This window comes from Flaviaesturariibacter aridisoli, assembly GCF_004343705.1.
GTDB lineage: Bacteria > Bacteroidota > Bacteroidia > Chitinophagales > Chitinophagaceae > Flavisolibacter > Flavisolibacter aridisoli.
In genome coordinates, this window is the sequence record NZ_SKFH01000013.1 from 66650 (window position 1) to 91086 (window position 24437).

General features: G+C 59.8%; 22 protein-coding genes. 12 read left to right on the forward strand and 10 right to left on the reverse strand.

Annotated features, from left to right (window positions below; genetic code table 11):
- Window positions 1–36 precede the first annotated feature (36 nt).
- The 6 genes from lon to E0486_RS10060 form a co-directional block, all read right to left on the reverse strand.
- Window positions 37–2451: an endopeptidase La gene (gene lon, locus E0486_RS10035; protein WP_131852033.1), complete on the reverse strand. Its 2415-nt coding sequence runs from the start codon at window positions 2449–2451 to the stop codon at window positions 37–39.
- Window positions 2452–2511: 60 nt separating this feature from the next.
- Entirely contained in the window at window positions 2512–2877 is a 366-nt protein-coding gene (locus tag E0486_RS10040; RefSeq protein WP_131852034.1) for a four helix bundle protein, read from the reverse strand.
- Window positions 2878–3026: 149 nt separating this feature from the next.
- A complete protein-coding gene (locus tag E0486_RS10045; protein WP_131852035.1) occupies window positions 3027–3614 on the reverse strand; it encodes a porin family protein in 588 nt (195 codons plus the stop codon).
- Window positions 3615–3774: 160 nt separating this feature from the next.
- On the reverse strand, window positions 3775–4782 hold the full coding sequence (locus E0486_RS10050; RefSeq protein ID WP_131852036.1) for a hypothetical protein: 1008 nt from the start codon (window positions 4780–4782) through the stop codon (window positions 3775–3777).
- 185 nt (window positions 4783–4967) lie between these two features.
- The gene (locus tag E0486_RS10055) at window positions 4968–6218 is read right to left on the reverse strand and encodes a metallophosphoesterase (RefSeq protein ID WP_131852037.1); all 1251 of its coding nucleotides are present in this window, start codon (window positions 6216–6218) and stop codon (window positions 4968–4970) included.
- A 47-nt stretch (window positions 6219–6265) separates the two neighbouring features.
- On the reverse strand, window positions 6266–7804 hold the full coding sequence (locus E0486_RS10060; RefSeq protein WP_131852038.1) for a PAS domain-containing sensor histidine kinase: 1539 nt from the start codon (window positions 7802–7804) through the stop codon (window positions 6266–6268).
- Between the two features lie 173 nt (window positions 7805–7977).
- On the opposite strand from E0486_RS10060, the gene E0486_RS10065 reads away from it, so the two are divergent.
- From E0486_RS10065 to E0486_RS10095, 7 genes are all read left to right on the forward strand, one after another.
- Window positions 7978–8658, forward strand: a complete 681-nt coding sequence (locus E0486_RS10065) for a metal-dependent hydrolase (protein ID WP_131852039.1) — start codon at window positions 7978–7980, stop codon at window positions 8656–8658.
- Between the two features lie 96 nt (window positions 8659–8754).
- A complete protein-coding gene (locus tag E0486_RS10070) occupies window positions 8755–9561 on the forward strand; it encodes a ParA family protein (protein WP_131852040.1) in 807 nt (268 codons plus the stop codon).
- A gap of 210 nt (window positions 9562–9771) precedes the next feature.
- Window positions 9772–10692, forward strand: a complete 921-nt coding sequence (locus tag E0486_RS10075) for a ParB/RepB/Spo0J family partition protein (RefSeq protein WP_131852041.1) — start codon at window positions 9772–9774, stop codon at window positions 10690–10692.
- Entirely contained in the window at window positions 10685–11311 is a 627-nt protein-coding gene (locus E0486_RS10080; protein WP_131852042.1) for a DUF5683 domain-containing protein, read from the forward strand. The genes E0486_RS10075 and E0486_RS10080 overlap by 8 nt, the downstream gene beginning before the upstream one ends.
- 118 nt (window positions 11312–11429) lie before the next feature.
- Entirely contained in the window at window positions 11430–12146 is a 717-nt protein-coding gene (gene dapB / locus E0486_RS10085; protein ID WP_131852043.1) for a 4-hydroxy-tetrahydrodipicolinate reductase, read from the forward strand.
- A 56-nt stretch (window positions 12147–12202) separates the two neighbouring features.
- On the forward strand, window positions 12203–14017 hold the full coding sequence (locus E0486_RS10090; RefSeq protein ID WP_131852044.1) for a tetratricopeptide repeat-containing sensor histidine kinase: 1815 nt from the start codon (window positions 12203–12205) through the stop codon (window positions 14015–14017).
- Window positions 14014–14658 (forward strand): response regulator, encoded by a 645-nt coding sequence (locus tag E0486_RS10095; protein WP_131852045.1) that lies wholly within the window; start codon window positions 14014–14016, stop codon window positions 14656–14658. Before E0486_RS10090 ends, E0486_RS10095 begins: the two co-directional genes overlap by 4 nt.
- A 46-nt stretch (window positions 14659–14704) precedes the next feature.
- Here E0486_RS10095 and E0486_RS10100 read toward each other — a convergent pair whose 3' ends face one another.
- From E0486_RS10100 to E0486_RS10110, 3 genes are all read right to left on the reverse strand, one after another.
- On the reverse strand, window positions 14705–15613 hold the full coding sequence (locus tag E0486_RS10100) for a hypothetical protein (RefSeq protein ID WP_131852046.1): 909 nt from the start codon (window positions 15611–15613) through the stop codon (window positions 14705–14707).
- The gene (locus E0486_RS10105; protein ID WP_131852047.1) at window positions 15610–16554 is read right to left on the reverse strand and encodes an L-threonine 3-dehydrogenase; all 945 of its coding nucleotides are present in this window, start codon (window positions 16552–16554) and stop codon (window positions 15610–15612) included. Before E0486_RS10105 ends, E0486_RS10100 begins: the two co-directional genes overlap by 4 nt.
- Before the next feature lie 125 nt (window positions 16555–16679).
- Window positions 16680–19058 (reverse strand): alpha-amylase domain-containing protein, encoded by a 2379-nt coding sequence (locus E0486_RS10110; RefSeq protein ID WP_131852048.1) that lies wholly within the window; start codon window positions 19056–19058, stop codon window positions 16680–16682.
- Window positions 19059–19392: 334 nt separating this feature from the next.
- On the opposite strand from E0486_RS10110, the gene kdsA reads away from it, so the two are divergent.
- The 4 genes from kdsA to E0486_RS10130 all read left to right on the forward strand — a co-directional run bounded on the left by kdsA (window position 19393) and on the right by E0486_RS10130 (window position 23137).
- Window positions 19393–20217, forward strand: coding sequence for a 3-deoxy-8-phosphooctulonate synthase (gene kdsA / locus E0486_RS10115; RefSeq protein WP_131852049.1), 825 nt, complete (start codon window positions 19393–19395; stop codon window positions 20215–20217).
- Window positions 20218–20312: 95 nt separating this feature from the next.
- Window positions 20313–21368, forward strand: coding sequence for a class I fructose-bisphosphate aldolase (locus tag E0486_RS10120; protein WP_131852050.1), 1056 nt, complete (start codon window positions 20313–20315; stop codon window positions 21366–21368).
- 135 nt (window positions 21369–21503) lie between these two features.
- Complete coding sequence (locus E0486_RS10125) at window positions 21504–22793, forward strand: flavin monoamine oxidase family protein (protein ID WP_131852051.1); 1290 nt, start codon at window positions 21504–21506, stop codon at window positions 22791–22793.
- A gap of 146 nt (window positions 22794–22939) precedes the next feature.
- On the forward strand, window positions 22940–23137 hold the full coding sequence (locus tag E0486_RS10130; RefSeq protein ID WP_131852052.1) for a hypothetical protein: 198 nt from the start codon (window positions 22940–22942) through the stop codon (window positions 23135–23137).
- A gap of 123 nt (window positions 23138–23260) precedes the next feature.
- Here the strand turns inward: E0486_RS10130 and E0486_RS10135 are convergent, their stop codons facing one another.
- On the reverse strand, window positions 23261–23992 hold the full coding sequence (locus E0486_RS10135) for a S24 family peptidase (protein ID WP_131852053.1): 732 nt from the start codon (window positions 23990–23992) through the stop codon (window positions 23261–23263).
- 112 nt (window positions 23993–24104) lie between these two features.
- Between E0486_RS10135 and E0486_RS10140 the strand changes: the two genes are divergently transcribed.
- Window positions 24105–24404 carry a hypothetical protein gene (locus E0486_RS10140; protein WP_131852054.1) on the forward strand — a complete coding sequence of 100 codons (300 nt, stop codon included), beginning with the start codon at window positions 24105–24107 and terminating at the stop codon, window positions 24402–24404.
- The last annotated feature ends 33 nt before the right edge of the window (window positions 24405–24437 follow it).

Below are 24437 nucleotides of genomic sequence, written 5' to 3' on the forward strand. Positions count from 1 at the left end.
CCCGACTTCCGGCTTCCCACTTCCGATTTTCCAACTTTACTTGCCCAGCGCCAGTTGTAACACTTCCTCCATGGTCTTTACGAAATGGAACTTCACGCCCTTGATGTAATCGGGGTTGATCTCCTGTACGTCTTTTTCGTTCTGCCAGCACAGGATCAGCTCGCGCAGGCCGGCGCGTTTGGCGGCCAGCACTTTTTCCTTGATGCCGCCCACGGGGAGTACCTGTCCGCGGAGGGTGATCTCGCCGGTCATGCCCAGGTGTGAGCGCACCTTGCGGCCCGTGTAGGCCGAGGCGAGGGCCGTCAGCATCGTCACGCCGGCCGAGGGTCCATCCTTGGGCACCGCGCCCTCGGGCACGTGGATGTGGGCCGTCTTCTTTTCAAACACTTTGGGGTCGAGGCCGACCGTGCGGGCGTTGGACTGCAGCCACGACAGCGCCGTGGCGGCGCTTTCCTTCATCACCTGCCCGAGGTTGCCCGTCAGGCGCAGTTCGGCCTTGCCTTCGCTGAGGGTCGTTTCGATGAAAAGGATGTCGCCGCCGACGTAGGTATAGGCAAGGCCTACGGCTACGCCGGGTATGCCGGCCACTTTGTACAGGTCGTTGCTGTAGCGTGGGCGGCCCAGGATGGCTTCCACGTCGGAGGGCTTCATCGCTTCGCGCAGCTTGCCTTCCATGGCCAGGCTCTTGGCCTGGTTGCGCATGATAGCCGCCAGCTGGCGGTCGAGCTCGCGCACACCGCTTTCGCGGGTATAGGCGGCGATGATGTGCTCCAGCACCTTGTCGGAGATGCGGAATTTCGTTTTGCCAAGGCCGTGGGCTTCCTTCTGCTTCGGCACGAGGTGGCGCTTGGCGATCTCGATCTTTTCCTCTACCGCGTAGCCACTGAGCTCGATGATCTCGAGCCGGTCGCGGAGCGCGGGCTGGATGGATTGCAGGTTGTTGGCCGTGGCGATAAAGAGTACTTTGCTGAGGTCGTATTCGAGCTCGAGGTAGTTGTCGTAGAACGTGTGGTTCTGCTCGGGGTCGAGCACTTCGAGCAGCGCGCTGCTGGGGTCGCCGCGGTGGTCGGCACCCACCTTGTCGATCTCGTCGAGGATCAGCACGGGGTTGGAGCTTTTCACCTTGCGCAGCGATTGCAGGATGCGGCCCGGCATGGCGCCGATATAGGTCTTGCGGTGGCCGCGGATCTCGCTCTCGTCGTGGATGCCGCCGAGCGACAGGCGCACGTATTTGCGGCCGATAGCATTTGCGATGGAGCGGCCCAGCGAGGTCTTGCCGATGCCCGGCGGACCGTAGAAGCACAGGATGGGCGATTTCATATCGCCTTTCAGCTGCAGCACCGCGATGTATTCGAGGATGCGCTCCTTAATCTTTTCCATGCCGTAGTGGTCGGCATCGAGTATGTCTTTCGCGTGGCGCAGGTCGTACTGGTCTTCGGTGTGTTCGGCCCAGGGCAGGTCGAGCAGGAAGTCGAGGTGATTGTACACAACCGAGTAGTCGGGTGTGCTGGGATGCATGCGCTCCAGCTTTTCGGCGCCCTTGCGGAACAGTTCTGCGGCGGCTTCGCTCCACTGCTTGCCGGCGGCTTTTTGCTGCATGTCGCGCAGCTCGCGCTCGTTGGCGTCGCCGCCCAGTTCCTCTTTGATGCTTTTGAGCTGCTGTTGCAGGAAGTATTCGCGCTGCTGCTTGTCCAGCTCCGCGCGCGTTTTGTTGGTCACCTTGTTGCGCAGTTCGGCGTACTGCAGTTCCTTGTGCAGGAAGCTGAGGAGCAGGTCGGCGCGCTCGCGGATGTCGTCGAGGGCGAGGAGGCGCTGTTTTTCGCTGAGGTCGCTACTGAGGTTGCTCGATACGAAGTTGATGAGGAAGATGGGGCTTTCAATGTTTTTCAGGATGGCCGAAGCTTCCGAGGGCAGGTTGGGCGACAGGTGGATGATCTCGGCGGCGAGCTCCTTGATGTGGGCCACGTGGGCGCCGAATTCGTCGTCGGTGGGCGCCGCGGGGTCTTCGAGGAGGCGCACCTTTCCAAAGAAGCAGGGCTCCTCGCGGGTAACGGCCTCGATGGCGAAGCGGGCCTTGCCCTGGATGATGATGGTGATGCCGCCGTCGGGCATCTTGATCTGCTTCACGATGCGGGCTACCGTGCCGATGCTTTCGAGGTCGGCGGCGTGGGGGTCTTCCACCGCGGGGTCCTTCTGGGCCACGACACCGATAAGCCCGCCGCTGGCGTCGGCCGCCTCGCTCACGGCGCGGATGCTTTTGTCGCGGCCCACGGTGATGGGCAGCACCACGCCGGGAAACAGCACGGTATTGCGCAGGGGCAGCAGCGGCAGTTCCGCGGGCATGGAGCCGGGATCGAACGGATCGCCATCCTGCTCGTTGAGCGGGATGATCGGCAGGAAGTCCATATCGTCGTCGGACAACAGCAAGCGGGCGTTGGAGGATGCTTTCATGTGAAGCGACAAAGATAGGACGGGAAGAAAGGTTTGGAAGACGGAAGTCGGAAGTCGGAATTATTCTTCCCCATACAATTTCCTGCGTAGGGTTTTGTCGGAAGCGGAAAAGATGGCTGTTAGCTCCCCGGCTTCCTGAATAAGCCGGTCGATCTCCGGGCCCGACACCATTCCGGATTCGCTGATGACACCAAGCCAGTATTCGGATTCGTCGGCTTCCTCCAGAACCACTTTTATCTTGTTGTGGTAATCCGGATCCGACTTCGCACGTTTCGTTGCGCGATAATTGGCCCCAACCGACCCCGCTGAGCGAATTACCTGTTTCCCTGTTTCCCATCCGGCCGGATCTTTAGGCAAGTGCCTGCACAGCTTCAGCACATAGATATGGAACTGCCTGGTTCGTTTGAATAAATCGCGTTCTTTCATTTTTATTGCAAAAAGACGAACACCTACCCGCCAAACCATGAGGATTACCACAGGTAACAAACAGAAAATTCACCTCGCCAGAGGTGAATTTTCTTTTGGTCGCGTCGGCAAAACTTCCGAATTCCGACTTCCGACTTAATTACTTATGCTCACAGGGCCAACCCGAGCGACAACTGGATCGCCTGGCTTTTCCACTTGCTCGTGGTGGTGACGTCGTTGATGTCGTTGAGGCCTACGGCATAGCGGCCCTGGATGCGGATCTTGCTCAACGAGAGCTGTACGCCGCCGAGCATGGAGAAGTCGCCGCCTTTGAAGGCACGCTGCCCGTTCTGCAGCAGGTTCTCGTCTTTGTTCATCAGCACGCCGAACTGGGGGCCAGCCTGCAGCGCGAAAGATGTGCCCAGCTTGTAGTTGAGCAGGATCGGCACCGAGAGGTAGTTGAGTTTGACGTTGCCCGAGGAGGCGTCGGAGAAGACGTTGGAATACACCTGGCTGAAGGAGGTATCGGTGCGCGTCTGGTACTGGTTGAAGAGCAGCTCGGGCTGGATGGCGAACTTCTTCCCGAGGCCGATCTCGGCGAATCCGCCGAGGTGGTAGCCCGTATTGAATTCTTCCTTGAAGGACCGGCCCTGCACCTTCGAGAGGTTCACACCGCCCTTCACACCGATGTGGAACTGGGCTTTGCCCGCCTGCGCGATGAGCAGGCCGGCCGCGACGACAAGTAACTTGCGGTTCATGTGGTAATCATTTCCGCTCGCGGCACCAACTTCATGCCAAGCGAAGCAGAGCTTCGTTAAACCTTCGGCTGCGCTCAGGTTGACAGGAAGTCAACTGCCAAAATCAACCGGGGACAGTGCTCCCTGTCACGCTGAGCGCAGCCGAAGCGAGACGGGCTGATCAAAACTCGTACAGGTAACCGAAGTTGACCCGCAGGTAGCCGGCGAGGTTGCGACTGGAGGAAGGGAAGTAATAGTTCAGCACATATTGCGGCTGCAGGAAAAAGCGTTTCCACGACCATTCGGCGCGCAGCAACGCGGTGGCCGAGAGCGGCTGAAACCGCAGCTGGTCGTCTAGGGTCTGATATTCAGTGCTCAGCAGCTCGTTGAGATCGGTGCCGCGCACGATGCCGAAGGTGGAGGCATTCTGGTTGAAGCCGAACTTCTGCGTGCCGGCTGAAAACACGAGCTGCGGTGTCAGGCGGAGCGACGACCGCGGCAGCAGCAGGTTGAGGAAATAAAAGTCGCGGCGCAGCGACAGCGACAACGAGAAGTCGTTGATCACCTCGTTGGTCTGCACCCGGATAACGCCGGTGTCGCGGAGGCGGATCCGCTGTATGTAGGTCTCGCGCTCGTCGTACGCCGAGCGGCTGCCCCAGCCGTACGAAGCATAGAGGGCCGGCCGCAGCCACCACTTTTTATACGTCACATACGCGCCTACTTCGTTTTGCAGCGGCGTGGTATAAAAGGACAATTCTTTTTTCGTAAAAAAACGCGCATACGATAAACCGGTAGCGAAGGCATCCTGCTTCAGGTAGTCGTAGGAGGCGGTGGCTACGTGCTGGTAGGCTTTCAGCGAAGCGCCATCGCTCACAAAGGTGCTGTTGAGCACGAGGCCAAGGCCGTTTTTGTGATAGTAGCCGATCGAAGGCGTCCAGGTGATTTGCCGGCGCGGCTCCAGGTCGATGGCGCCAGCTTCCAGGTAGTTGAAGTAAGTGGAGGAAAGCCCGACGTCGGCGAGCAAAAAGGTGCGCGGCGCCGTGATGGAGTCGAGGAATTCCGCCATATCGTCGAAGAGGGCATCGTAATAAGCGATGCTGTCCACCGCGGGCTTCGGCACGGCGGGCTGCTGCGCGGCCAGCCGGGCGGCACAAAGCAACAGGAAAACGGACAAGAGCCTCTTTCGCATCAAAATAATCGCAACCGGCAGCCGGCCACATCCGTTGACCTTGCGAAAAGGATTTCGTTTAATCAATCGGATAGAGGGGCGGAGTTCGGTTTTTGGGGTTTGGGAATACCAGCGGAAATTAAGTTACTCGGCGCAACGCAGCTTCCACTTCACCCAAAACGTCAAACTCCCGACCTAAAACGTTTCTATTCGAACTCCAGCAGCGAGATCTCGGGAAGAATGCCTACGCGGCCGGGATAGCCGAGAAAGCCGAAGCCGCGGTTGACATACAACTTCTGCGCGCCTTCCTCATACAAACCCGCCCATTGCTTGTACACGTATTGCACGGGGCTCCAGCGGAAGCCGGGGAGCTCCACGCCGAACTGCATGCCGTGGGTATGCCCTGCAAGCGTCAGGTCGATATCGCCGTAACGGGGGCGCACTTCGGCGTCCCAGTGCGAGGGGTCGTGGCTCATGAGGATCTTGAAGGGAACCGATTCGGTGCCGGGGTACGCCTCACTCATTTTGCCGTATTTCGGGAAGCGGGCCTTGGCGCCCCAGTTCTCGATACCGAGCACCGCGATGCGGTCGGTGCCGCGCTCGAGCAACACGTGCTCGTTCATCAGCAGGCGCCAGCCCATCTGGGCATGCATGCTTTTCAGCCGTTCCAGGTTGGCGCGTTTCGCATCGGCCGTAGGCCACTGGACGTAATCGCCGTAGTCGTGGTTGCCCAGGGTGGAGAAAACCCCCATGGGCGCCTTCAGGCGGCCGAACAGCTCGAGGAAGCGGTCCATTTCATCGGACGTATTGTTGACCAGGTCGCCGGTAAACAGAATAAGATCGGGCTTCAGGTCGAGCACCTTTTGCACACCGCGGGCTACGGCGTCGTGGTCGGTAAAAGAGCCGCTGTGAATGTCGGACAGCTGCACCACCCGGAGCCCCCGGAAGGCCAACGGCAGGTTGGGAAAGCGTAGCTTGACGCGGTGCACACGGTAGGCGTATTTATTGCCCATGCCGTACATCAGCGACGTGAACAGTGCGCCGCCGGCAGCCAGCCCGAGCCAGCTGAGAAACACCGAGCGCGAGATGCCGCCGTTGGACTGGATCTGCTCGGCCTCCGTATTGGTAAAGAAAAGCCGCCCGGCCACCCATTGAAAGCCGCGGCGGATATCGTCGATAAGAAAAAAGATGGCCGCGACCAGCTTGGCGAAAAAGAGGCCCACCATCGTTACGAACAGCGCGTTGCGCAAGCCTTTCGGCAGCCCCGACGCATTGATGGCCGGCATGAACAGCAGCGCTACCAGCGCCATCGCCGACAGCGTCCAGTACACCGCGAACAGGATGGAACGGGTGCGCTGCGCCGCGCCCTGCGACACGCCCTTCAGCACCGAGAACACATAGAAATCGAGCAGCAGCATGACCGCGATCAGTACGAGGGAAAAAGGCAGGTTGCGCATCCGCTTCGATTTAGGGGTGCAAGTACGGAAAGAAACAAAGACGTTACTCAAGCCGGCAGCAGCACGTGGAAAACGGCGCCCGCCCCCCGCTCCCCTTCGGCATAGATGCCGCCGCCATGGGCGCGTGCCACCTTGCGGCAGAGCGCCAGCCCCACGCCGGTGCCGCTGTAGTTGCTGCGGCTGTGCAGCCGTTGAAACAGGGTGAAGATGCGTTCCGCCTCGGCCGGCTCAAAGCCAATGCCGTTGTCGCGGAAGCGGATCGAATGAAAGGGCGCGCAGGCAGGGAGCTCCGGGAAGCGTGCGAGCTCGGCCGGGCTTGCGGCCTGGGCCTCCACCTGCAGCCGCGGCGTTTCCCCGGGGCGGTTGTATTTGAGGGCATTGCCCACCAGGTTGGTAAACAGCTGCAGCAGCTGGTGTTGCAACCCGCGCACGACGGGCAGCGGTGCCGCTTCCACAACCGCACCGAGCTCCTGGATACGCAGCTCGTGGTCCTGCAGGCTGGCGGCCAGCACGTCGTTGAGGTCAACAGGTTCGAAGTGGTCCGGTGCGGTCTGAACGCCCGAAAACTCGAGCAGGTCGTCCACGAGGGTCCGCATGCGGGTGGCTGCGTCGCGGATCCGCTGGAGGTAGGGCTGGCCGCCTTCGCGTACGTCTTCCTGCAGGCGCCCGCTGAAGAAGAGGATCTTGCGGAGGGGTTCTTTCAGGTCGTGGGAGGCGATGAAGGCAAATTGCTCGAGCTCCTCGTTGGACCGCTGCAGCGCGAGCGTCCGCTCCGACACCAGGCGTTCGAGGTTCTCGGAATCCGTTTTCTGGTCGTGGATGTCGTGGGAAACGCCGAGCCAGTAAAGGATGGTGCCATCGGTGTCGCGGATGGGTTCCGCCCGGGCGGAATGCCAGCGCAGCACGCCGTCGTGTCGGCGGTAGCGCGTTTCGGCCTCGTAGGGCGTTCCGTCGATGAGGCATTTATTCCAGCGTTCGGCCAATTCGCCGCGCTCGCTTGAGGGTACCGCCGATATCCAGCCGCTCCCCAGGGCCGTTTCGGGTTCCTGGCCGGTGTAGGCGTACCAGCGCGCATTGAGGTAGCTGATGGCGCCTTCCGGCCCGGCAGTCCAGGCCATCAGGGGCAGGGCGTCGACCATGCGGCGGATGCGTTCCTCCTCGCGCTCGGTGCGCTGGCGGGCCAGCACCTGCTCGGTCACCTCGAAGCCGAAGATCATCACCCCCGCGGTGCGGGCTCCGTCCTTATACGGCGCATAGACCATGTTGAAGTACTTCGTGGTGTCGCGGCCCTCGTTGTTCCAGTCGGCCACGCCGGGAAATTCATATCCATACACCGCCTCGCCGGAGGTATACACCCGGTCGAGCATTTCGAAATATCCCTGGCCCTCAAGCTCGGGCGCCACCTCGCGGGGCGTGCGCCCCAGCAGGACCTTGCCTTCATAGAGGCGGGAAAAAAGCGGGTTGGTGAAGGTGCAGCGGAGGTCGGCTCCTTCGAGGATGCAGATCATCGCCGGCGCCTGCATAAAAAGCCCCGTAAGATTGGGGTCGGAAGCCAGGGGGGATGGACCGGAAGCGTTCAGGAACATACGATTAAGGGGGAATTAGCGGCAAGATACGAAAGTGCAGGCAGCGGGGCCACACGTGGATAAAGGCCCGGAATCCGACGCGGGCACGGCCCCGCTCCGGCTCCCCTCGTGGGGACAAATGCCGCTACCCCGATTGGCGGCAAAAGCGTATTTTTGTTGCTATTCGATTGGTTATGAGACTGACGTATTACGGACATGCCTCGTTTGCAGTGGAAACCGGCGGGAAAGTGCTCCTGTTCGATCCCTTCATCACGCCCAACCCGGCGGCGAAGGCCATCGACATTAGCACCCTGCCCTGCGACTACCTGCTCCTCTCCCACGGCCACGGCGACCACGTGGCCGATGCCCCGGCCATTGCCCAGCGCACCGGCGCCACGGTGATCGCCTCGGCAGAGGTAGCCGGCTGGATGGACGGCAAGGGCGCTTCGGGCTCCGTAGGAATGAACCACGGCGGTAAGAAAGCCTTCGACTTCGGCACCGTCAAATGCGTCAACGCCATTCACTCCTCGGGCCTCCCCGACGGCTCGTACGGCGGTAATCCGATGGGCTTCGTGGTGACCACCCCGGAGCGCAGCTTTTATTACAGCGGCGACACGGCCCTGACCCTCGACATGCAGCTCATTCCCCGCTGGGCAAAGCTCGACTTCGCCGTGCTTTGCATCGGCGACCATTTTACCATGGGCTATGAAGACGCCGTGGAGGCAGCCCGCATGGCCGGCGCCCCTAAAGTGGTCGGAGTGCACTACGACACGTTCCCGCCGATAAAAATCAACACGCAGGCGGCCCGCAAGGCCTTTCACGAAGCCGGGATCGAGCTGCTGCTGCCGGCAGTAGGCGAAACAATAGACCTCTAAAACAATTTCAGATTTCAGATCTCGGATTTCAGATTTAAGCCATTGAAACCGATCCCTGGAATCCGAAATTCTAAATCTGACATCTGAAATAACCTTATGGCTAGAATTATCGGTGTAGCAAACCAGAAAGGCGGCGTTGGCAAGACCACCACGGCCATCAACCTGGCCGCCTCCTTCGGCGTGCTCGAATACCGCACTCTCCTGATCGACGCCGACCCGCAGGCCAACAGCACCACGGGCGTCGGCTTCGACCTGCAGAACATCACGCAGAGCCTTTACGACTGCATGGTGAACCAGGCGGAGGCGCGCGACGTCATCCTCAAAACGGAAATTCCCAACCTCGACCTCATTCCCTCCCATATCGACCTGGTGGGCGCCGAGATCGAGATGATCAACTACCCCAACCGGGAGAACGTACTGCGCCAACTGGTGCAATCGGTGCGGGACGAATACGATTTCATCGTCATCGACTGCTCGCCCTCCCTGGGCCTCATCACTGTGAACGCCCTTACCGGCGCCGACTCCGTGATCGTGCCCGTACAGTGCGAGTTCTTCGCCCTTGAAGGCCTCGGCAAGTTGCTCAACACGATCAAGATCGTGCAGAGCCGCCTCAACCCGAGCCTCGCCATCGAAGGTATCCTCATGACGATGTACGACGGCCGTCTCCGCCTGTGTAACCAGGTGGTGGGCGAAGTGCGCCGCCACTTCGAGGACCTCGTGTTCAGCACCATCGTGCACCGCAACTCGCGCCTGTCGGAGGCCCCTTCGGTGGGCAAGCCGGTGATCCTCTACGACGCCAACTCCAAAGGCTCGATGAACTACCTCAACCTCGCCAAGGAGATCCTGCAGAAGAACAACCTCACGCGTATTTCCCAGGAAGAACGCACCATGGAGGATGTATGACCAGAATTTCAGATCTCGGATCGCAGATTTCAGATTCCAGGTTTTAAATGACCTATAAAGCAAAAAATGGATCGTTATGCGATCCTTTTTTTATGGGTGCGCCAGCCAAATCCTAGATCTGAGATCCGACATCAGCGATAATTTAGCGGTTTCACAACACGTTTCACGTCCCCCGGAAGTCGTACCTTCGTCGCCCTATCGTGACCGTGTATGAGTACTTCCAAGCAAAGCAACAAGGACGCCCTCGGTAAAGGCATCCGTTCCCTTCTTCAGAGCATCGACAGCGACCTGAAAACACCGGCCGGCGCCGTAAAGCCCGGCGTGGTGCAGGAAGTGACGGGCATGAACCGCATCCCCGTAGACCAGGTGGAGCCCAACCCCAAGCAGCCCCGCCGCGATTTCGACGAGACCGCTCTCCAGGAGCTGGCCGCGTCGATCAAGCTGCATGACATCATCCAGCCCATCACCGTTTCCAAGCTGCCGGGAGGCAAGTACCGACTCATCTCGGGAGAACGCCGCTGGCGCGCCTCCAAGATGGCGGGCCTCAAAGACCTGCCCGCCTACATCCGTCAGGCCAACGACCAGGAGCTGCTCGAACTCGCCCTGCTCGAAAACCTGCAGCGCGAAGACCTCAACGCCATGGAAGTAGCCCTCTCCTACAAGCGGATGATGGAAGAACTCACTTACACCCAGGAGCAGGTGGCCGAGCGGATGGGAAAAGACCGCTCTACCGTCACTAACTACATCCGCCTCCTCAAACTCCCCCCGGACATCCAGGTGGCGGTGCGCAACGGCGAGCTGAGCATGGGCCATGCCCGCGCGCTCATCAACGTAGACACAATCGACAAGCAACTCTATATTTTCGACGAGATCAAGAGCAAGGGCCTGTCGGTACGACAAACCGAAAACCTGGTCCGCAATTTTTATAAGGAAGGCGAGGTAAAGAAGACCGAGCCGGCCCATACGCTGTCGCCCGCCTTCAAGAAGATTGAGGACAAGCTGGCCACGCACTTCGCCACCCGCATCAAAATGCGGCACGCCAAGAACGGCTCCGGCCAGATCACCTTTGACTACTACTCGCTCGAAGAGCTGAACAAGTTGCTGGACTTAATGAACGTAACCATTGACTAAACGCCTCTATACCGCCCTCCTGCTTGTCTTGTTGTCGGCATTCGGCGCCGGCGCACAGACGATCTCCGATTCGAGCAACCGCCGCGTCAACATCGACAGCGCTATGCGCGCGCCGGTGTCGCCCCTGGACCGGAAGGCTGACTCGGTGCGCCGCCTGCATTCGCCCCGCAAAGCGGCCATCCGTTCGGCGATCCTGCCGGGACTTGGGCAGATCTACAACCACAAGTACTGGAAGCTGCCCCTCGTTTACGCAGCCGTGGGCATCCCGACGGCGCTCTTCATCTACAACCTCACCTGGTATCGCCGTACGCGCTTTGCCTATGCGGCCCTGGTCAACAACGATTCGATCGGTAAGACGCAGGTGCACCCGCAGCTTCAGAACTACATCGCGCGTAACGCCGCCGGCAACCTCGCCAACCTGCGCAACGAATTCCGCCGCGATCTAGACTACTCGGGCCTCTTTATCATCATCATGTGGGGCCTGCAGGTGGTCGATGCCTCAGTAGACGCCCACCTGAAGACCTTCGACGTAAGTCCCGACCTGAGTCTTCGGCTCAAAGGCGGCTACAGCGAAATGGCCGGGACGAACGGCGTGAGCCTCGTACTGAGCTTTCGGTAAGGACACGCGGATCGCGCGGATACCACGGATCAATAATTTGCTACAAACACAAAGCCATCGCTACGCGATGGCTTTCTTATCTGCGTTATCTGCGCGATCTGCGTGCTACCTTTGACGCATGAAGATCGCACTTATCGGATACGGCAAGATGGGCCAGCTGATCGACCGCATCGCCCAGGAACGCGGCCACGATGTGGTGCTGCGTATCCACCTCGACAACCGCGACGAGTTCACGCAGGAAAATCTACGCCAGGCGGATGTAGCCATTGAGTTCACCGGTCCCGGTAGTGCCTTCGCCAATGTGCGTCAGTGCCTCGAATGGGGCGTCCCCGTCGTAAGCGGCTCCACGGGCTGGAACGAGCAGCTGGGAGCAGCCGCCCGCATTGCTACGGACAACGGCAGTGCCTTTCTCCATGCTTCCAACTTCAGCATCGGCGTCAACCTCTTTTTCGAAGTGAACAAACTGCTGGCGCGCCTCATGAACGGGCAACCGCAATACGACGTTGAGCTGAAAGAGATCCATCATACCGCCAAGCTCGACGCGCCCAGCGGCACCGCAGTTACCCTCGCCGAGCAGGTGCTCGCCGCCCTCGACCGCAAAGTTCAGTGGGTGAAAGAAACCGCCTCCGCACCCACGGACCTCGTCATCCGCAGCGAGCGCACCGACCCGGCGCCGGGTACGCACCACGTGCGGTATACCTCGCCAATCGACGACATCGAGATCATCCATACGGCCCACAACCGCGAAGGTTTTGCTACGGGCGCCGTGCAGGCCGCCGAGTTCCTGGCCGGGAAAAAAGGGGTGTTCCGGATGAGCGACGTATTAGGATTCTAAGCGCCGCCCGCTAAGCCTTTTTCCTTACCTTTCCTACAGGAAACTAACCTGTAGCTATGAGAAAGGCGCTCCTGTTGTGTTGCCTCGGGCTTTGCCTTTGCGCAACCGCCCAGGAAAAAGAAGCCCTGCGCCGGCAGGTCGCCGCCGAGCCCGCCTATGGCAAGCGCCTTGACCTGTACCTTACCTTCCTGGAGCGGAGCGTCACCCGCGATTTCGACGACGTGCTCGAGCTCGGCACCGAGGCCCTCGGGCTGTCGCGCCGGCACAAGGACTCCACCGGCGTTGCCCGCATTGAGCGCTACATCGGCGAAGCCTATTACTTCAAGGGCGACTATCCGTCCGCCGCCCGGTATTTCTACGGATCGATCCAGAAGCTCGAGCAACTGCCGCCGGCCGCGGCCCTCGGCCACAGCTACAACGCGCTGGCCAAGTTGTACCGCAAGACCCGCGACCTGCCGCGCGCGCTGCAGCACTACGACAAAGCATTAGCGCTCTTCCGCAACCTTGCCGACAGTGCCGGCGTTTCGATGATCCTCAACGAATCGGGCGTCGTGTTCGAATATGCCGGGAACTACCCGGCCGCCATCACTCGCTATGAAGCCTCTCTTGCCATCGACCGCCAACGCGACGACACGCTGGGCATCACGTATGCGCTGGGCAACCTTGCGGGCGTATACCTGCTTCAAAGTAAATACACGAAGGCCCTCGACTACCAGCAGCAGGTGCTGAACCTGCGCAAGCGGCTGCGCGACACTTTTTCGCTCGCCATTTCTTTTGCAGATATCGGCGAGCTGTACCTCGCGATGCACCTACCTGTACGGGCGCGTTCCTATGCGGATACGTCCATACGTATGGCCACGGCTATGGGGTACCGCGAGCTGCTGCGCAACAACTACGACCTGCTGGCGCGGGCGGCCGAGGCCGAAGGTGATGCAGCGGGCGCGCTGGCCCTGTACCGGCGGCGGGCACAGCTGCAGGACAGCCTCTTCTCCGTGGCTCGCGCCGAGCAGATCGAAGAACTCAATGCGCGCTATGAAGCCCTGAAGAAAGAACAAACGATCCGCGACCAAGCCTACCAGCTCGGACGCCAGCGCCTGCTGCTGGTTGCAAGCGCCGGGCTCCTCCTTCTCGGCGGCGCACTGGGCTGGAACTTTCACCGCCGCCGCCGGCTGGCGCAGGAAGCAAGGATGCAGGCCGCCATCCTGCAGCAGCAGGAGCTCGCCACCCGCGCTATCCTGTCGGCCGAAGAATCGGAGCGACAGCGCATCGCCAATGACCTGCACGACGGCGTAGGCCAGTTGATGAGCGCCGCCCGGATGAACCTGTCGGCCCTCGGCCACCGCCTCGTAATGGATCATCCCGGCACCCGCGCCGACTTCGAGCAGATCGTAGGATTGGTAGACGACTCCTGCCGAGAGGTGCGCTCCGTGGCGCACCACATGATGCCCAACGCGCTGCTCAAAAACAGCTTGGCGGCCGCCGTACGGGAATTTGTAGATAAGATCGATCACCGCGCCCTGCAGGTGCACCTGTATACCTCCGGGCTGGAAACCCGGCTCGACCCGCAGGTGGAGACCGTGCTGTATCGCGTGATCCAGGAATGTGTCAACAACGTGATCAAACATTCCGGGGCTGATACCCTCGACATCGCCATTGCCCGTGACCACGACGAACTGACCGCCACCATCGAAGACAACGGCCGCGGCTTCCCCGCCGCAGCCGCCGCCGAGGGCATGGGCCTCCGAAATATCCGCACCCGCGTGGAATACCTGAAGGGCGACGTCGAATTCGACAGCAGCCCCGGGCGAGGCACCGTGGTATTGATCCGCGTGCCGCTCGCTGCCACTACTTTAACCGCCACCGACACATGAAAAAAATTGCGCTTGCCTTTGTAGACGACCACCAGATCGTGATCGACGGCCTGCAGTCCCTGCTTCGCAACGAACCGCGCTTTCATTTCGCCTTCGCCACCAACGACCCCACCGAAGTTGCGGCCCTCCTTAAAAAGGAGCACGTCGACGTGCTGCTCACCGACGTAATGATGCCCGGCATGCCCGGAAACGTGCTGGCGCGTGAAGTGCGGCAACAGCACCCCGGCATCAAGATCCTGGCGCTTTCGATGAGCGGCGAAGGACAGCTGGTGAGCGACATGATCGAAGAATCGGGTATCTCCGGCTACGTGCTCAAGAACATCGGGAAAGAAGAGCTCGTGCACGCCATCGAAAAGATCGCCGCGGGCGGCATCTACTTCAGCGAAGAAGTGCTCGTTGGGCTGGAACGATCGCAACAACGCCGCCGCGAGAACGTGGAAGCGCACCTCACCGACCGCGAGATAGAGATCATCGGGCTGATCGAAAAAGAGCAAAGCAATAAACAGATCGCGGAGCAACTCTTCATCTCAGAGCGGACGGTGGAAACCCACCGCAAGAATATTTTTCGCAAAACGGGCACCAACAGCGTGCTTGGGCTGATCAAGTATGCATATGAGCACCGGCTTATCGGCGATCGCTGATTGTACAGATTAGGCAAGATCACCCAGCTGCCGGACAGCTCCGGTTTTAGTCTGCGGGATCGCCCCAATCATCTACCTGCCCGGAGCTTCGATAGGTACGCAGCAGGACGTTTACGGCAGCCGTGTCTGCACGTTGCCAGGCGGCATGATACGGAAGCAGGAGGCGGGCCGCGTCTGAATTCGGGTAGTGTGCAACAAGGTAGCGCCAGGCTTCGTCGTAATAGCTGCTGAGGCGGCCCGTTTCGAAATCGCGCACCGGCGAATTATCCATCCCCTGCATCAGCGCGGTGAGGTAACCTTTGCGGATCCGGTTTACCGAAGCCCGCAACGGAAAACGCGGCGTCGCTTTATCAAAATTTTCCCACCAAACGGTACGGTCGGCAAACTCGGTGGCGGAAATAAGTACGGCCGCGTCATCGGTAAAGCGCTGGTCGTCTTCCTTCCGGAGCTGCTCGAGGTATTGCCGCATCTGCGTGGACAGGTACTTGTAGAAATACGGTTCGAGCCAGGCGCGGTCTTTTTCAAAGAAAGGAATGCCCTCCGACGAAGTGATGCGGAAGCCGTTTGCGCGCAGGCGATCGTTTTTGGCTTTCAGGTCGGGCGGCACCGGGTTGGACAGGCCACGTACTTCCTCGTCGGTGAGCGGCTCGTAGTTGGTGGTATCGCGGTCCATGCCTGCATTGATGGCCGAATCGACGCGGTCGTAAAAAGCTTCGAACAGGGCATAGCCGCTGTCGCGCTGCACTACCGGAAACTTTGCGAAGGCCGGCGCATACTGCCGCACCGCCTTGGTCATGGAGCCGACGTCGGCGGCATCGAGACCGGCGAGGAAGGCTTTGTAATCGATCACGGTGAGTACCGAGTCCGGCACCGGGCCTTCCACATTCGCTTTTCGCTCACCGCAGCTGCAGGCGGCCAGGAGACCGCACAGGGCTACTACAGACAGGATCCTCATTTCTTCAGGTTCGCCAGCATATCCTCGGTCATGCGTGCCAGGTCGTATTCTTCCTTCCAGCCCCAGTCGCGGCGCGCCACGGAGTCGTCGATGCTTTGCGGCCAGCTGTCGGCGATGGACTGCCGGTAGTCGGGCTCATAGCTGATGCGGAAACCAGGGATGTGTTTTTGAATCTCGGCAGCGATCTCTTTGGGGGAAAAGCTCATGCCGGATAAGTTGTAGGAAGTGCGCACCTTGATCTGCTCGGCCGGGGCCTCCATCAGTTCGATGGTGGCGCGGATGGCGTCGGGCATATACATCATCGGCAGGTAGGTATCCTCTTTCAGGAAGCAGTCGTAGCGTCCGTCGGACAGCGCTTCGTGGTAAATCTCCACGGCGTAGTCGGTGGTGCCGCCGCCGGGCGCCGATTTGTACGAGATGAGGCCCGGGTAGCGAAGCGAGCGCACGTCGACGCCGAACTTCATGTGGTAGTAGTTGCACCAGAACTCGCCGGCGTATTTCGAGATGCCGTACACCGTGGTCGGCTCAATGATGGTTTGCTGGGGGCACTGCTGCTTCGGCGACGTAGGACCGAATACAGCGATGCTCGAGGGCCAGTATACTTTCGTCAGCTTCTCCTCGCGCGCGATGTCGAGCACGTTGAGCAGGCCCTGCATGTTGAGGTGCCAGGCGAGGTTGGGGTTCTTCTCGCCCGTGGCCGACAGGATCGCGGCCAGCAGGTAGATCTGCGTTACGTTCTGACGGATCACCTGCACGTGCAGCATCTCCTTGTTCATGACGTCGAGCGACACGTACGGGCCGGTGCCTTCGAGCAGCGGATTCTGCTCGCGCAGGTCGGAGGCGATCACATTGTTGGCGCCGTAACGCTGGCGGAGGGCAAGGGTCAGCTCCACTCCGATCTGACCGGACGCACCGATCACGAGGATTTTTTCTTGTTTCATATAGGCTGGCGCGAAGATAATGGGAGAATGGGAGAATGGGGTGATGGGGTAATGGGGTGCCAGGGTGTTAAAACGAAAAAGAGCCCCGGTCTCCCAGGGCTCTTTCAATGTAATCGGTGAGTGGCTTAGTGAGCTACCAGCACGCGGGCAGATCGCTGGCCGCCATTGCCGCTTACCTGCACCACGTAGGTGCCGGCGCTGAGACGGGCCGGTATTTCTACCGCTTGCCAGCCGGCGCCATAGGTGCGTTCCGGGATCCGGCGCAGCAGGCGTCCATCGGCAGCATACAGCGCCACTTCATATCGGCCGGGCTCGCTCTGGAACCGCACGGTCGCCTTTCCGGGCGCGGCCGACACTGTAATGGAAGCGTCGGTGGAAGCCGCTGTTTCTGGCTCAGCCACCGCCTGCGGATGCATCCGTGCCGGGTAAGTTGCCGTCGAAGCGGTGAGCGGCGCTGTGTAGGTGGCTTTCACCCAGAATTTCTGCGAGGGGTTCGTCGTGCTCGTGTTGCGCACCTTTATCTTGTAAAAGCCCGTCGATGCAGGCGTGTAGCTCAGCGTGAGCGTGCCGGTGCCGCTGGTGGAAGTAAGCAAAGCATCGGTATTGCTGTAGATGCCTACGGTGAGGCTATAGGTGCTGTTGTTGGGAAACACGTTTACGGTGATCGTCTTGCCGCTTTGGTCGAACACTTTGCCCGCATAGCGCAGCGCGGTGGAAGATGCCGGCAACGCGCCACCTTGTCCCAGCGAAGAAGCATGGCTGTCGCCGAGGTCATTGTCCATCTCCCACTCCTGCGTGGTGCTGCGTTGTGCCGGAGCAAAGCCGCCTGTAATGCCGGCGGGTCCCCAGATGCAATAGCCGCGGCGCAGGTTCGAACCGTCGCAGGGCGGCACCCAGATGGTCACTTTGCCGCTGCCGTCTGTCCAGATGTCGCTGGCGTTGGCGCCCGAATAGTCGTGCAGCTGCTTGTTGGCGCCAAAATCAGTTTGGATCGTGGCGCTCTGCCAGGTGTTCCAGTTGTCGTTGACACCGATAATAGCGTAGGAAGCCTCGGGGCCGGCCTTGTAGCCACGCTCAATGAGGAGCAGGTCGGCGGCTTGCCAGCGCACCTTGTAGGAGCCCTTTTTGAAATTGAGCTTCTGGTGGCACCAGATGATGTTGGCGATGTCGTCGCGCTGGGGCAGGTCGGTGGCCGAGGTAGGCAGGTGCGTGTAGCGCTTGGCAGTGTTGCCCAGGTTGAACAGGTCTTCAAAGAACACCTGCGGCGAGCCGTCCACCGCGAAGGTCACGGCATAAGCTGCGGCGAGGCGCGCGTCGAAGGGATCGATATGCCCGCCGCCCAGCTCGTTTCCGGCATCCCAGCCCGTATAATTACCGTTGGCGTCTTTCGTAGGCCGGAAAGTATCGTGGTTGTTTACAAAGGGTACCGTGCGATACCGGTTGGCCTGCTGCGCGGATGGCAGCGAGCCGAGGTCGTACGAGCCGCCGGCGCTGACCATGTTCTTCACGGCCTGGCGCAAGGAAAAGTCGAAGGTACCCGTGAGGTCTTCGGTGCCGCCGTTGGACGTTTTGACCGAGCTGATCCAGGCATCCTGCTCGGCCGCGCTGCCTACGTATTCGCCAACGGCAAACATGTTGGCGCCGCCATTGGCCCAGCCGGCATTGTATTTCGCATTATACAGGAAATCCTGCGTGGCCCAGGATTCAAAGTGCTTGACGGCATCGAGGCGGAAGCCGTCGACACCGGTTTGCTTTTTCATCCACACAAACCAGTTGCGGGCGCCGCTGCGCATCCAGTCGGAGCCCTGCGTAGGGTTGAACGTGGCGTTGGAGCTTTGCCCGTAGGCGCCGGCTACGTAGCAAATGTCGGGACCGAACCAGGCGGCGCAAATATCACCGGTGTTGCAGTTGTGGCTGGCGGTAGCATGGTAATTGGGCCAGTTCTTCGGCCAGCGGCCGTTGCGGGCGAGGTAGTTGGTGGCCGTTTCATCGGTGGCCGGCTTCGTGTAGCTCACGTAGCGGAAGTTCTTGTACGTATTGCCGTCGCCGTTGTTGGCCGCCGGGTCGGATCCGCCCGAGCCGTTGGCAGAACCGGCATTGTCCATGTGGTTGAACACGACGTCCTGGATCACGTCGATGCCGTTGGCGTGGAGCACAGCGATGGCGCGAAGGAGTTCGTCTTTACTTCCGAGTCGGGTCTTTGTACTCCCCTTCTGGTATTTGTCGCCGAGGTCGTACTGATCAAAGGGCGAGTAGCCGTTGGAAGAAGTGGAAGCGTTCTTGACGGAAGGCGGGATCCAGACGGCGTCGATGCCCATCGCCTTGAGGCGCGGCGCCAGGTCGGCCAGGTAATTGGCCCAGCCGTTGGGGTAATTGTTGTTCCAGTAATCCCACCAGAAACCCTGGAAGACGACCTTTCCGTTCCAGGGATTTTGTGCAGTAGAAATACGGGAAAGGGACAGTAGGAACAGGACGATGCAGAGCACCCTTGTGAAGCGTTTCATGTAGCAAGCGGTTTGTGGTTAATGTGTGTTTGCCTGCGTAACCCCTACACAAAGTGTACGAGGTACACACTGCTTATCCCCCTTAAGGTACAGCTCCCTAACGGTGCCGTGCAACTTTATTTCCGGCGGATGAGAGCTTTTCCTTAGCAGCCCGGCGGTAGAGAAAGAACGCAGATCCCGCTGAAGCGGGATACGCAGATTTATTGTGATTATTTATGATTTGACGCACGCCAAGGAAAATCGGCGCTCATCCTGAAAATCATAATGGATCTGCGTTCGTTCTCTTCGCCGAAGGCGGCTCAGCAGACGATGTATCGCCGCTTATCTTTGCGCCATGATTCCCGCATACCTCGAACGCCTCTTTGAAGGCCAGCAATACGACCCGAAATCGTTCTTTCTCATCGCCGGCCCCTGCGTGGTGGAAAGCGAGGAAAATGTTTTTGAGATCGGCGCGCACCTCACCGCCGTGTGCAAGCGACTGGGCATCCCGCTGGTGCTGAAAGCCTCGTACCGCAAGGCCAACCGCACGAGTGCCACTTCCTTTACGGGCCATGGCGACACCTTCGGGCTCGGCACGCTGCAAAAGGCCGGCAGGCATTTTGGCCTTCCGACCACCACCGATATTCACTCCGAGCCGGAGGCGGAAGAGGCGGCGAAGTACGCCGACATCCTGCAAATCCCGGCCTTCCTCTGCCGCCAGACCGAACTGCTGCTCGCCGCGGGCCGCACCGGCAAAGTGGTGAATGTGAAGAAAGGCCAGTTCCTCAACGGGCCATCGATGAAGTTTGCCGCCGACAAGATCCGCAGCACCGGCAACGAGCAGGTGATCCTCACCGAGCGCGGCACCACCTTCGGCTACCAGGACCTCGTGGTTGACTACCGCAACATTCCCTGGATGCAGGAGTCGGGCGCGCCGGTGGTGATGGATTGCACCCACGCGCTGCAGCAGCCGAACCAGGCCGGCGGCATCACGGGCGGCAACCCGCAACTCATCGGCACTATTGCCAAGGCGGCCATCGCCACGGGCGCCGACGGACTGTTCATCGAAACACACCCCGACCCTGCCTGCGCACTCAGCGACGGCGCCAATATGCTCCGGCTAGACCTCATTGAAGGGCTGCTGGAACAGCTGGTACGCCTGCGAAAAGCAGTCGTTTGAGCTGTTGAAAAGTTTTGTCCGGTTCTGAAAGGTTGGCTGGCCCCGGTACCAATTAACCAATAGACTATATTTGCCGCACCTCAAACACAACCCTTATGGCGCAAAAAATAGCCGAACTTCTTGGCTCCCAGGCAGAGTACCTGCTCAACCACACTTGTCAAACCATCGATAAGTCGACCCTGCACCTGCCCACGCCCACGCACGTGGACGATATCTGGGTGAACAGCAACCGCAACCCGCAGGTCCTGCGCTCGATGCAGCAGCTGCTTGGCAGCGGCCGCCTAGCCAATACCGGCTATTGCTCCATCTTCCCCGTCGACCAGGGCATTGAGCACAGCGCCGGTTCGGCCTTCGCCCCCAACCCGATCTATTTCGATCCCGAGAACATCATCCGCCTCGCCATCGAAGGCGGCTGCAATGCCGTGGCTTCCACCTACGGCGTGCTCGGCATCATGGCCCGCAAATACGCGCACAAGATCCCCTTCGTGGTTAAGATCAACCACAACGAATTCCTGTCGATGCCGAACCGCTTCGACCAGACGATGTTCGGCTCCATCAAGAGCGCCTGGAACATGGGCGCTGTTGCCGTAGGCGCTACGATCTACTGGGGTTCTGCCGAAAGCGCCCGCCAGCTGAAGGAAGTGGCCGAAGCTTTCGAATACGCTCACGAGCTCGGCATGGCCACCATCCTGTGGTGCTATACCCGTAACAACGGCTTCAAAGTGGACGGCGTGGACTACCACACTTCCGCCGACCTCACCGGCCAAGCCAACCACCTCGGCGTGACGCTGCAGGCCGACATCATCAAGCAGAAGCTCCCCACCAACAACGGCGGTTACAATGCCACCAAACACGGTAAAACACATAAGCTGGTGTACGAAAAACTGACTACCGATCACCCGATCGACCTCACCCGCTACCAGGTGCTCAACTGCTACAACGGTCGCGTAGGCCTGATCAACTCCGGTGGCGAAAGCAAGGGCGACAGCGACCTCGTGGAAGCCTTACAAACCGCGGTGATCAACAAGCGCGCCGGCGGTATGGGCCTCATCCTCGGCCGAAAAGCCTTCCAGCGCCCCTTCGAACAGGGCGTGCAGATGCTGCAGGCCATCCAGGATGTATACCTCGACGAGAGCATCACCATCGCATAAGAAAAACCCCGCCGCCGGCGGGGTTTTTTGTTTGTGGTTTGTGGTTTGTTGGAGGAGGTGGGCTGACGCACCGCGAAACAGGGTAGCCCATCGCGGAGCTGCAAACCACAAACGACAAACGAACAACTTGTCCTCATGCCCGATAATTACGACGTTCTCATCCTCGGCGCCGGTGCCGCCGGCCTGTATGCAGCCCACGAGCTGGCGCTTGCCGGGAAGCGCGTGGCCGTCATCGAGGCGCGCGACCGCGTAGGTGGCCGTGTGCTTACGGTGCAGGACGGCGGTGCGCGCGAGCTGGGTGCCGAATTCATTCATGGCGAAGGTGCGCTCAGCAAGGAAGTGCTGCGTCGCTCGGGTAACGGCAGCGCCTCCTCTGCCGGGAAGATCTACCGCCACCACGACGGCCGCCTCGAAGCCACCTGGACCTTCATCGACCGCGAAGACGAACTCCGCGAACGGCTGAAGGAAGTGTCCGAAGACCTGCCCCTGGCGCAGTTCTTCGAGCGTTACCTGCAAGGACCGCAATGGAACGATACAAAAGAGCAGGTACGGCGCTACGCCGAAGGCTATTACGCGGCCCGCACTGATGCCGCCAGCACACTGGCCTTTCGCCGCGAGCTGGAAGAAGCGGATCACGAAGACGACGAGCGGCCCTTTACCGGCTATGGACCAATCCTGGAATACCTGGCCCAAGCCTGCAGGGATGCCGGCGTACACCTCTTCCTGGAAGAAATGGCCGCGGTGATCGAGTGGGCGCCCGGCAGAGTGAACGTGCTGACGAACCGTCGATCTTTCCAGGGAAACAAACTCGTTTTTACCTTACCCATCGGCGTATGGCGCTCCGGTGCTGTACGATTCACCCCAGCCCTTCCCGAAAAGGAACGCGCCGTGCAGCAGTTAGGCTACGGCGCCGTGGTCAAAATAGTGTTCTCCTTTTCAGTTCGCTTTTGGGAAGATGCCTCCCTGTGCCGGAATGCCGCCCCGGACCTGGGTTTCCTGTTCAGCGAGGCACCGATCCCAACGTGGTGGACGGGCGCGCGCGAGCAAGGCAACCTGCTTACCGGCTGGAAGGCGGGCCCATCGGCGGAGCGCCTGGCCGGCTATAGCGACGCGCAATTGCTTTCGGAAGCCTTGCATTCCCTCGGGCAGATCTTCGGCATCGATGACGAGGTGCTTCGTGTGCAGCTCCGGGGCCATTATTTTCACAACTGGCAGCAGGACCCTTACACGCAGGGCGGCTATTCGTATGAAGTGGTTTCCGGCAGCCGCTACGTGGCGGACGCAGCAGCACCCGTTGCCAGCACCCTTTATTTCGCCGGTGAAGGCCTCTGCGATGGCCCGATCATCGGTACGGTTGAGGCCGCCCTGCAAACGGGCAAACGCGCCGCCGACGAGATCCTGGACCGTCTGCGTCGCGACGGGTAGATCGGGGACTGAATCTTATCCAGGCGTCGCCAATTCCAGGACCGGTGGCTTGCGGCACTCTGCATTAAATCTGAGTTCTGAGAGCCTGGATCAGCGTTTTTTTCTGGTACGGTTTTGCGGAACTTATGCTTATTAAATCGTATGTTATGAAAGGAGCAAGATCCCAGAACAATATGCAGAGCAAACAGTTTGCGAGCCACCGGCCGCGTCCCGATATCCGCGACGATATCGACAGCCGTTCGAAGGAAGAGCAGGACACGAAAGGCGATGACGTAACGCACAATGCGAAAGATGTGCGCAACAACCGGCCGAAGAACCATCACCGGAATGGCCCGCGGAAGTAGCCCCCGGCTCCCCCCGAAGGGCAGGGAGTTGCGGTAACAAAGAACGGATGCCATAGGCATCCGTTCTTTGTTTGGTGTCAATACAGCCTCCTCTTCGGGGAGGGTCGAGAGGAGCGGGTTGGGCTAGGCGGTGATCTTGAATTCCTTCTGCGGCAGCTTCGCGCGGATATGCCGGCGGAAGGTCCATACCTGCTTCAGATCGGAAACGGGCAGAAGCACCTGCGGCGCGGCTTCCTCATTATCGGAGATTAGTACCCACTCCTGGTCGCTCTTGCGGTATACGCGCTTCACCATCAGCTGCGTGGTAGTGAGCAATACATACACACAGAAATTTTTCACATCATGCCAGTCTTCCTGCGGCAGCATCGAGGCCAGCAGCAGGTCGCCGGAATAAAAAGTAGGCTCCATCGACTCACCGTCCACTTCGAAATAGCTCCAAACAGCGCCAGTGGGGTTGACGCCGGGGGGCAGGGCGTATTTTTCCAGCGTGTCGAGGTAATCGGTTTCCTCGAATCCGCGGATATAACCGGCTTGGGCCTTGATGCCCACCAGCGGCACCTCGGTGGCGCGGTGGCTGCCCTGCCGGGACTGCCGCTCGAGGAAATAAGGCTGTGGCCGCGAGGGGCGGGCGGCAGCGCCGAAAATTTGCACATCGCTAACAGCGGGATGTGAAAAATCATCACTTTTCCGGGCCTCCTGGAAACTACGGATGAGCAGGCGGGTAGCCTTGCTCACGCCGCACCTGCCTTTCTCCATTTTGTTTACCAATTCCCGAGTAATCCCCAGCGCCTGTGCGAATTCTTCCTGGGTGAGATTGTATAACTGCCTGATTTCCTTGATGTTGGGACTGGTCATAACGCGTGTTAAGCAATTGCGAATAAAAATGTGAATTTCTTGTGCATAAAGTGAAAAATAGTAACTTTATGCTTCACAAATTTAGGACAATAGTTCACAAAAACAAGTGATGATGAAGCGCATTGAAAAAGAGTTTGTTTTTCACTACCCCCTGAAGCACAAAGTGGTTCGCGACCTCAAAATTGTGACCGAGCACGTGGGCGACCTGGTGATCGAGGGCAAGGGCTACTTCAACCCCGACGCCTCTCCCATCGACGTCTTCGACCGCTACAGCGTGGATATTGACTTTGTGAAATGGAACGGCACCGACATCCGCCTGGTGCTGGAAGTAACCGGCCAGCTCGAAGACCTGGAGGAAGCGGCCATCCGCTACTTCGCCGGGCAGCTGGAAAACGCGGCCAAGGCCGCATAATATCTCCGATTCCAGATGTCGGATTTCGGATTC

Coding starts and splice junctions, on each gene's coding strand:
- lon (WP_131852033.1), bottom strand. CDS start 2,451: ATGAAAGCATCCTCCAACGCCCGCTTGCTGTTGTCCGACGACGATATG.
- E0486_RS10040 (WP_131852034.1), bottom strand. CDS start 2,877: ATGAAAGAACGCGATTTATTCAAACGAACCAGGCAGTTCCATATCTAT.
- E0486_RS10045 (WP_131852035.1), bottom strand. CDS start 3,614: ATGAACCGCAAGTTACTTGTCGTCGCGGCCGGCCTGCTCATCGCGCAG.
- E0486_RS10050 (WP_131852036.1), bottom strand. CDS start 4,782: ATGCGAAAGAGGCTCTTGTCCGTTTTCCTGTTGCTTTGTGCCGCCCGG.
- E0486_RS10055 (WP_131852037.1), bottom strand. CDS start 6,218: ATGCGCAACCTGCCTTTTTCCCTCGTACTGATCGCGGTCATGCTGCTG.
- E0486_RS10060 (WP_131852038.1), bottom strand. CDS start 7,804: ATGTTCCTGAACGCTTCCGGTCCATCCCCCCTGGCTTCCGACCCCAAT.
- E0486_RS10065 (WP_131852039.1), top strand. CDS start 7,978: ATGAGACTGACGTATTACGGACATGCCTCGTTTGCAGTGGAAACCGGC.
- E0486_RS10070 (WP_131852040.1), top strand. CDS start 8,755: ATGGCTAGAATTATCGGTGTAGCAAACCAGAAAGGCGGCGTTGGCAAG.
- E0486_RS10075 (WP_131852041.1), top strand. CDS start 9,772: ATGAGTACTTCCAAGCAAAGCAACAAGGACGCCCTCGGTAAAGGCATC.
- dapB (WP_131852043.1), top strand. CDS start 11,430: ATGAAGATCGCACTTATCGGATACGGCAAGATGGGCCAGCTGATCGAC.
- E0486_RS10090 (WP_131852044.1), top strand. CDS start 12,203: ATGAGAAAGGCGCTCCTGTTGTGTTGCCTCGGGCTTTGCCTTTGCGCA.
- E0486_RS10095 (WP_131852045.1), top strand. CDS start 14,014: ATGAAAAAAATTGCGCTTGCCTTTGTAGACGACCACCAGATCGTGATC.
- E0486_RS10100 (WP_131852046.1), bottom strand. CDS start 15,613: ATGAGGATCCTGTCTGTAGTAGCCCTGTGCGGTCTCCTGGCCGCCTGC.
- E0486_RS10105 (WP_131852047.1), bottom strand. CDS start 16,554: ATGAAACAAGAAAAAATCCTCGTGATCGGTGCGTCCGGTCAGATCGGA.
- E0486_RS10110 (WP_131852048.1), bottom strand. CDS start 19,058: ATGAAACGCTTCACAAGGGTGCTCTGCATCGTCCTGTTCCTACTGTCC.
- kdsA (WP_131852049.1), top strand. CDS start 19,393: ATGATTCCCGCATACCTCGAACGCCTCTTTGAAGGCCAGCAATACGAC.
- E0486_RS10120 (WP_131852050.1), top strand. CDS start 20,313: ATGGCGCAAAAAATAGCCGAACTTCTTGGCTCCCAGGCAGAGTACCTG.
- E0486_RS10125 (WP_131852051.1), top strand. CDS start 21,504: ATGCCCGATAATTACGACGTTCTCATCCTCGGCGCCGGTGCCGCCGGC.
- E0486_RS10130 (WP_131852052.1), top strand. CDS start 22,940: ATGAAAGGAGCAAGATCCCAGAACAATATGCAGAGCAAACAGTTTGCG.
- E0486_RS10135 (WP_131852053.1), bottom strand. CDS start 23,992: ATGACCAGTCCCAACATCAAGGAAATCAGGCAGTTATACAATCTCACC.
- E0486_RS10140 (WP_131852054.1), top strand. CDS start 24,105: ATGAAGCGCATTGAAAAAGAGTTTGTTTTTCACTACCCCCTGAAGCAC.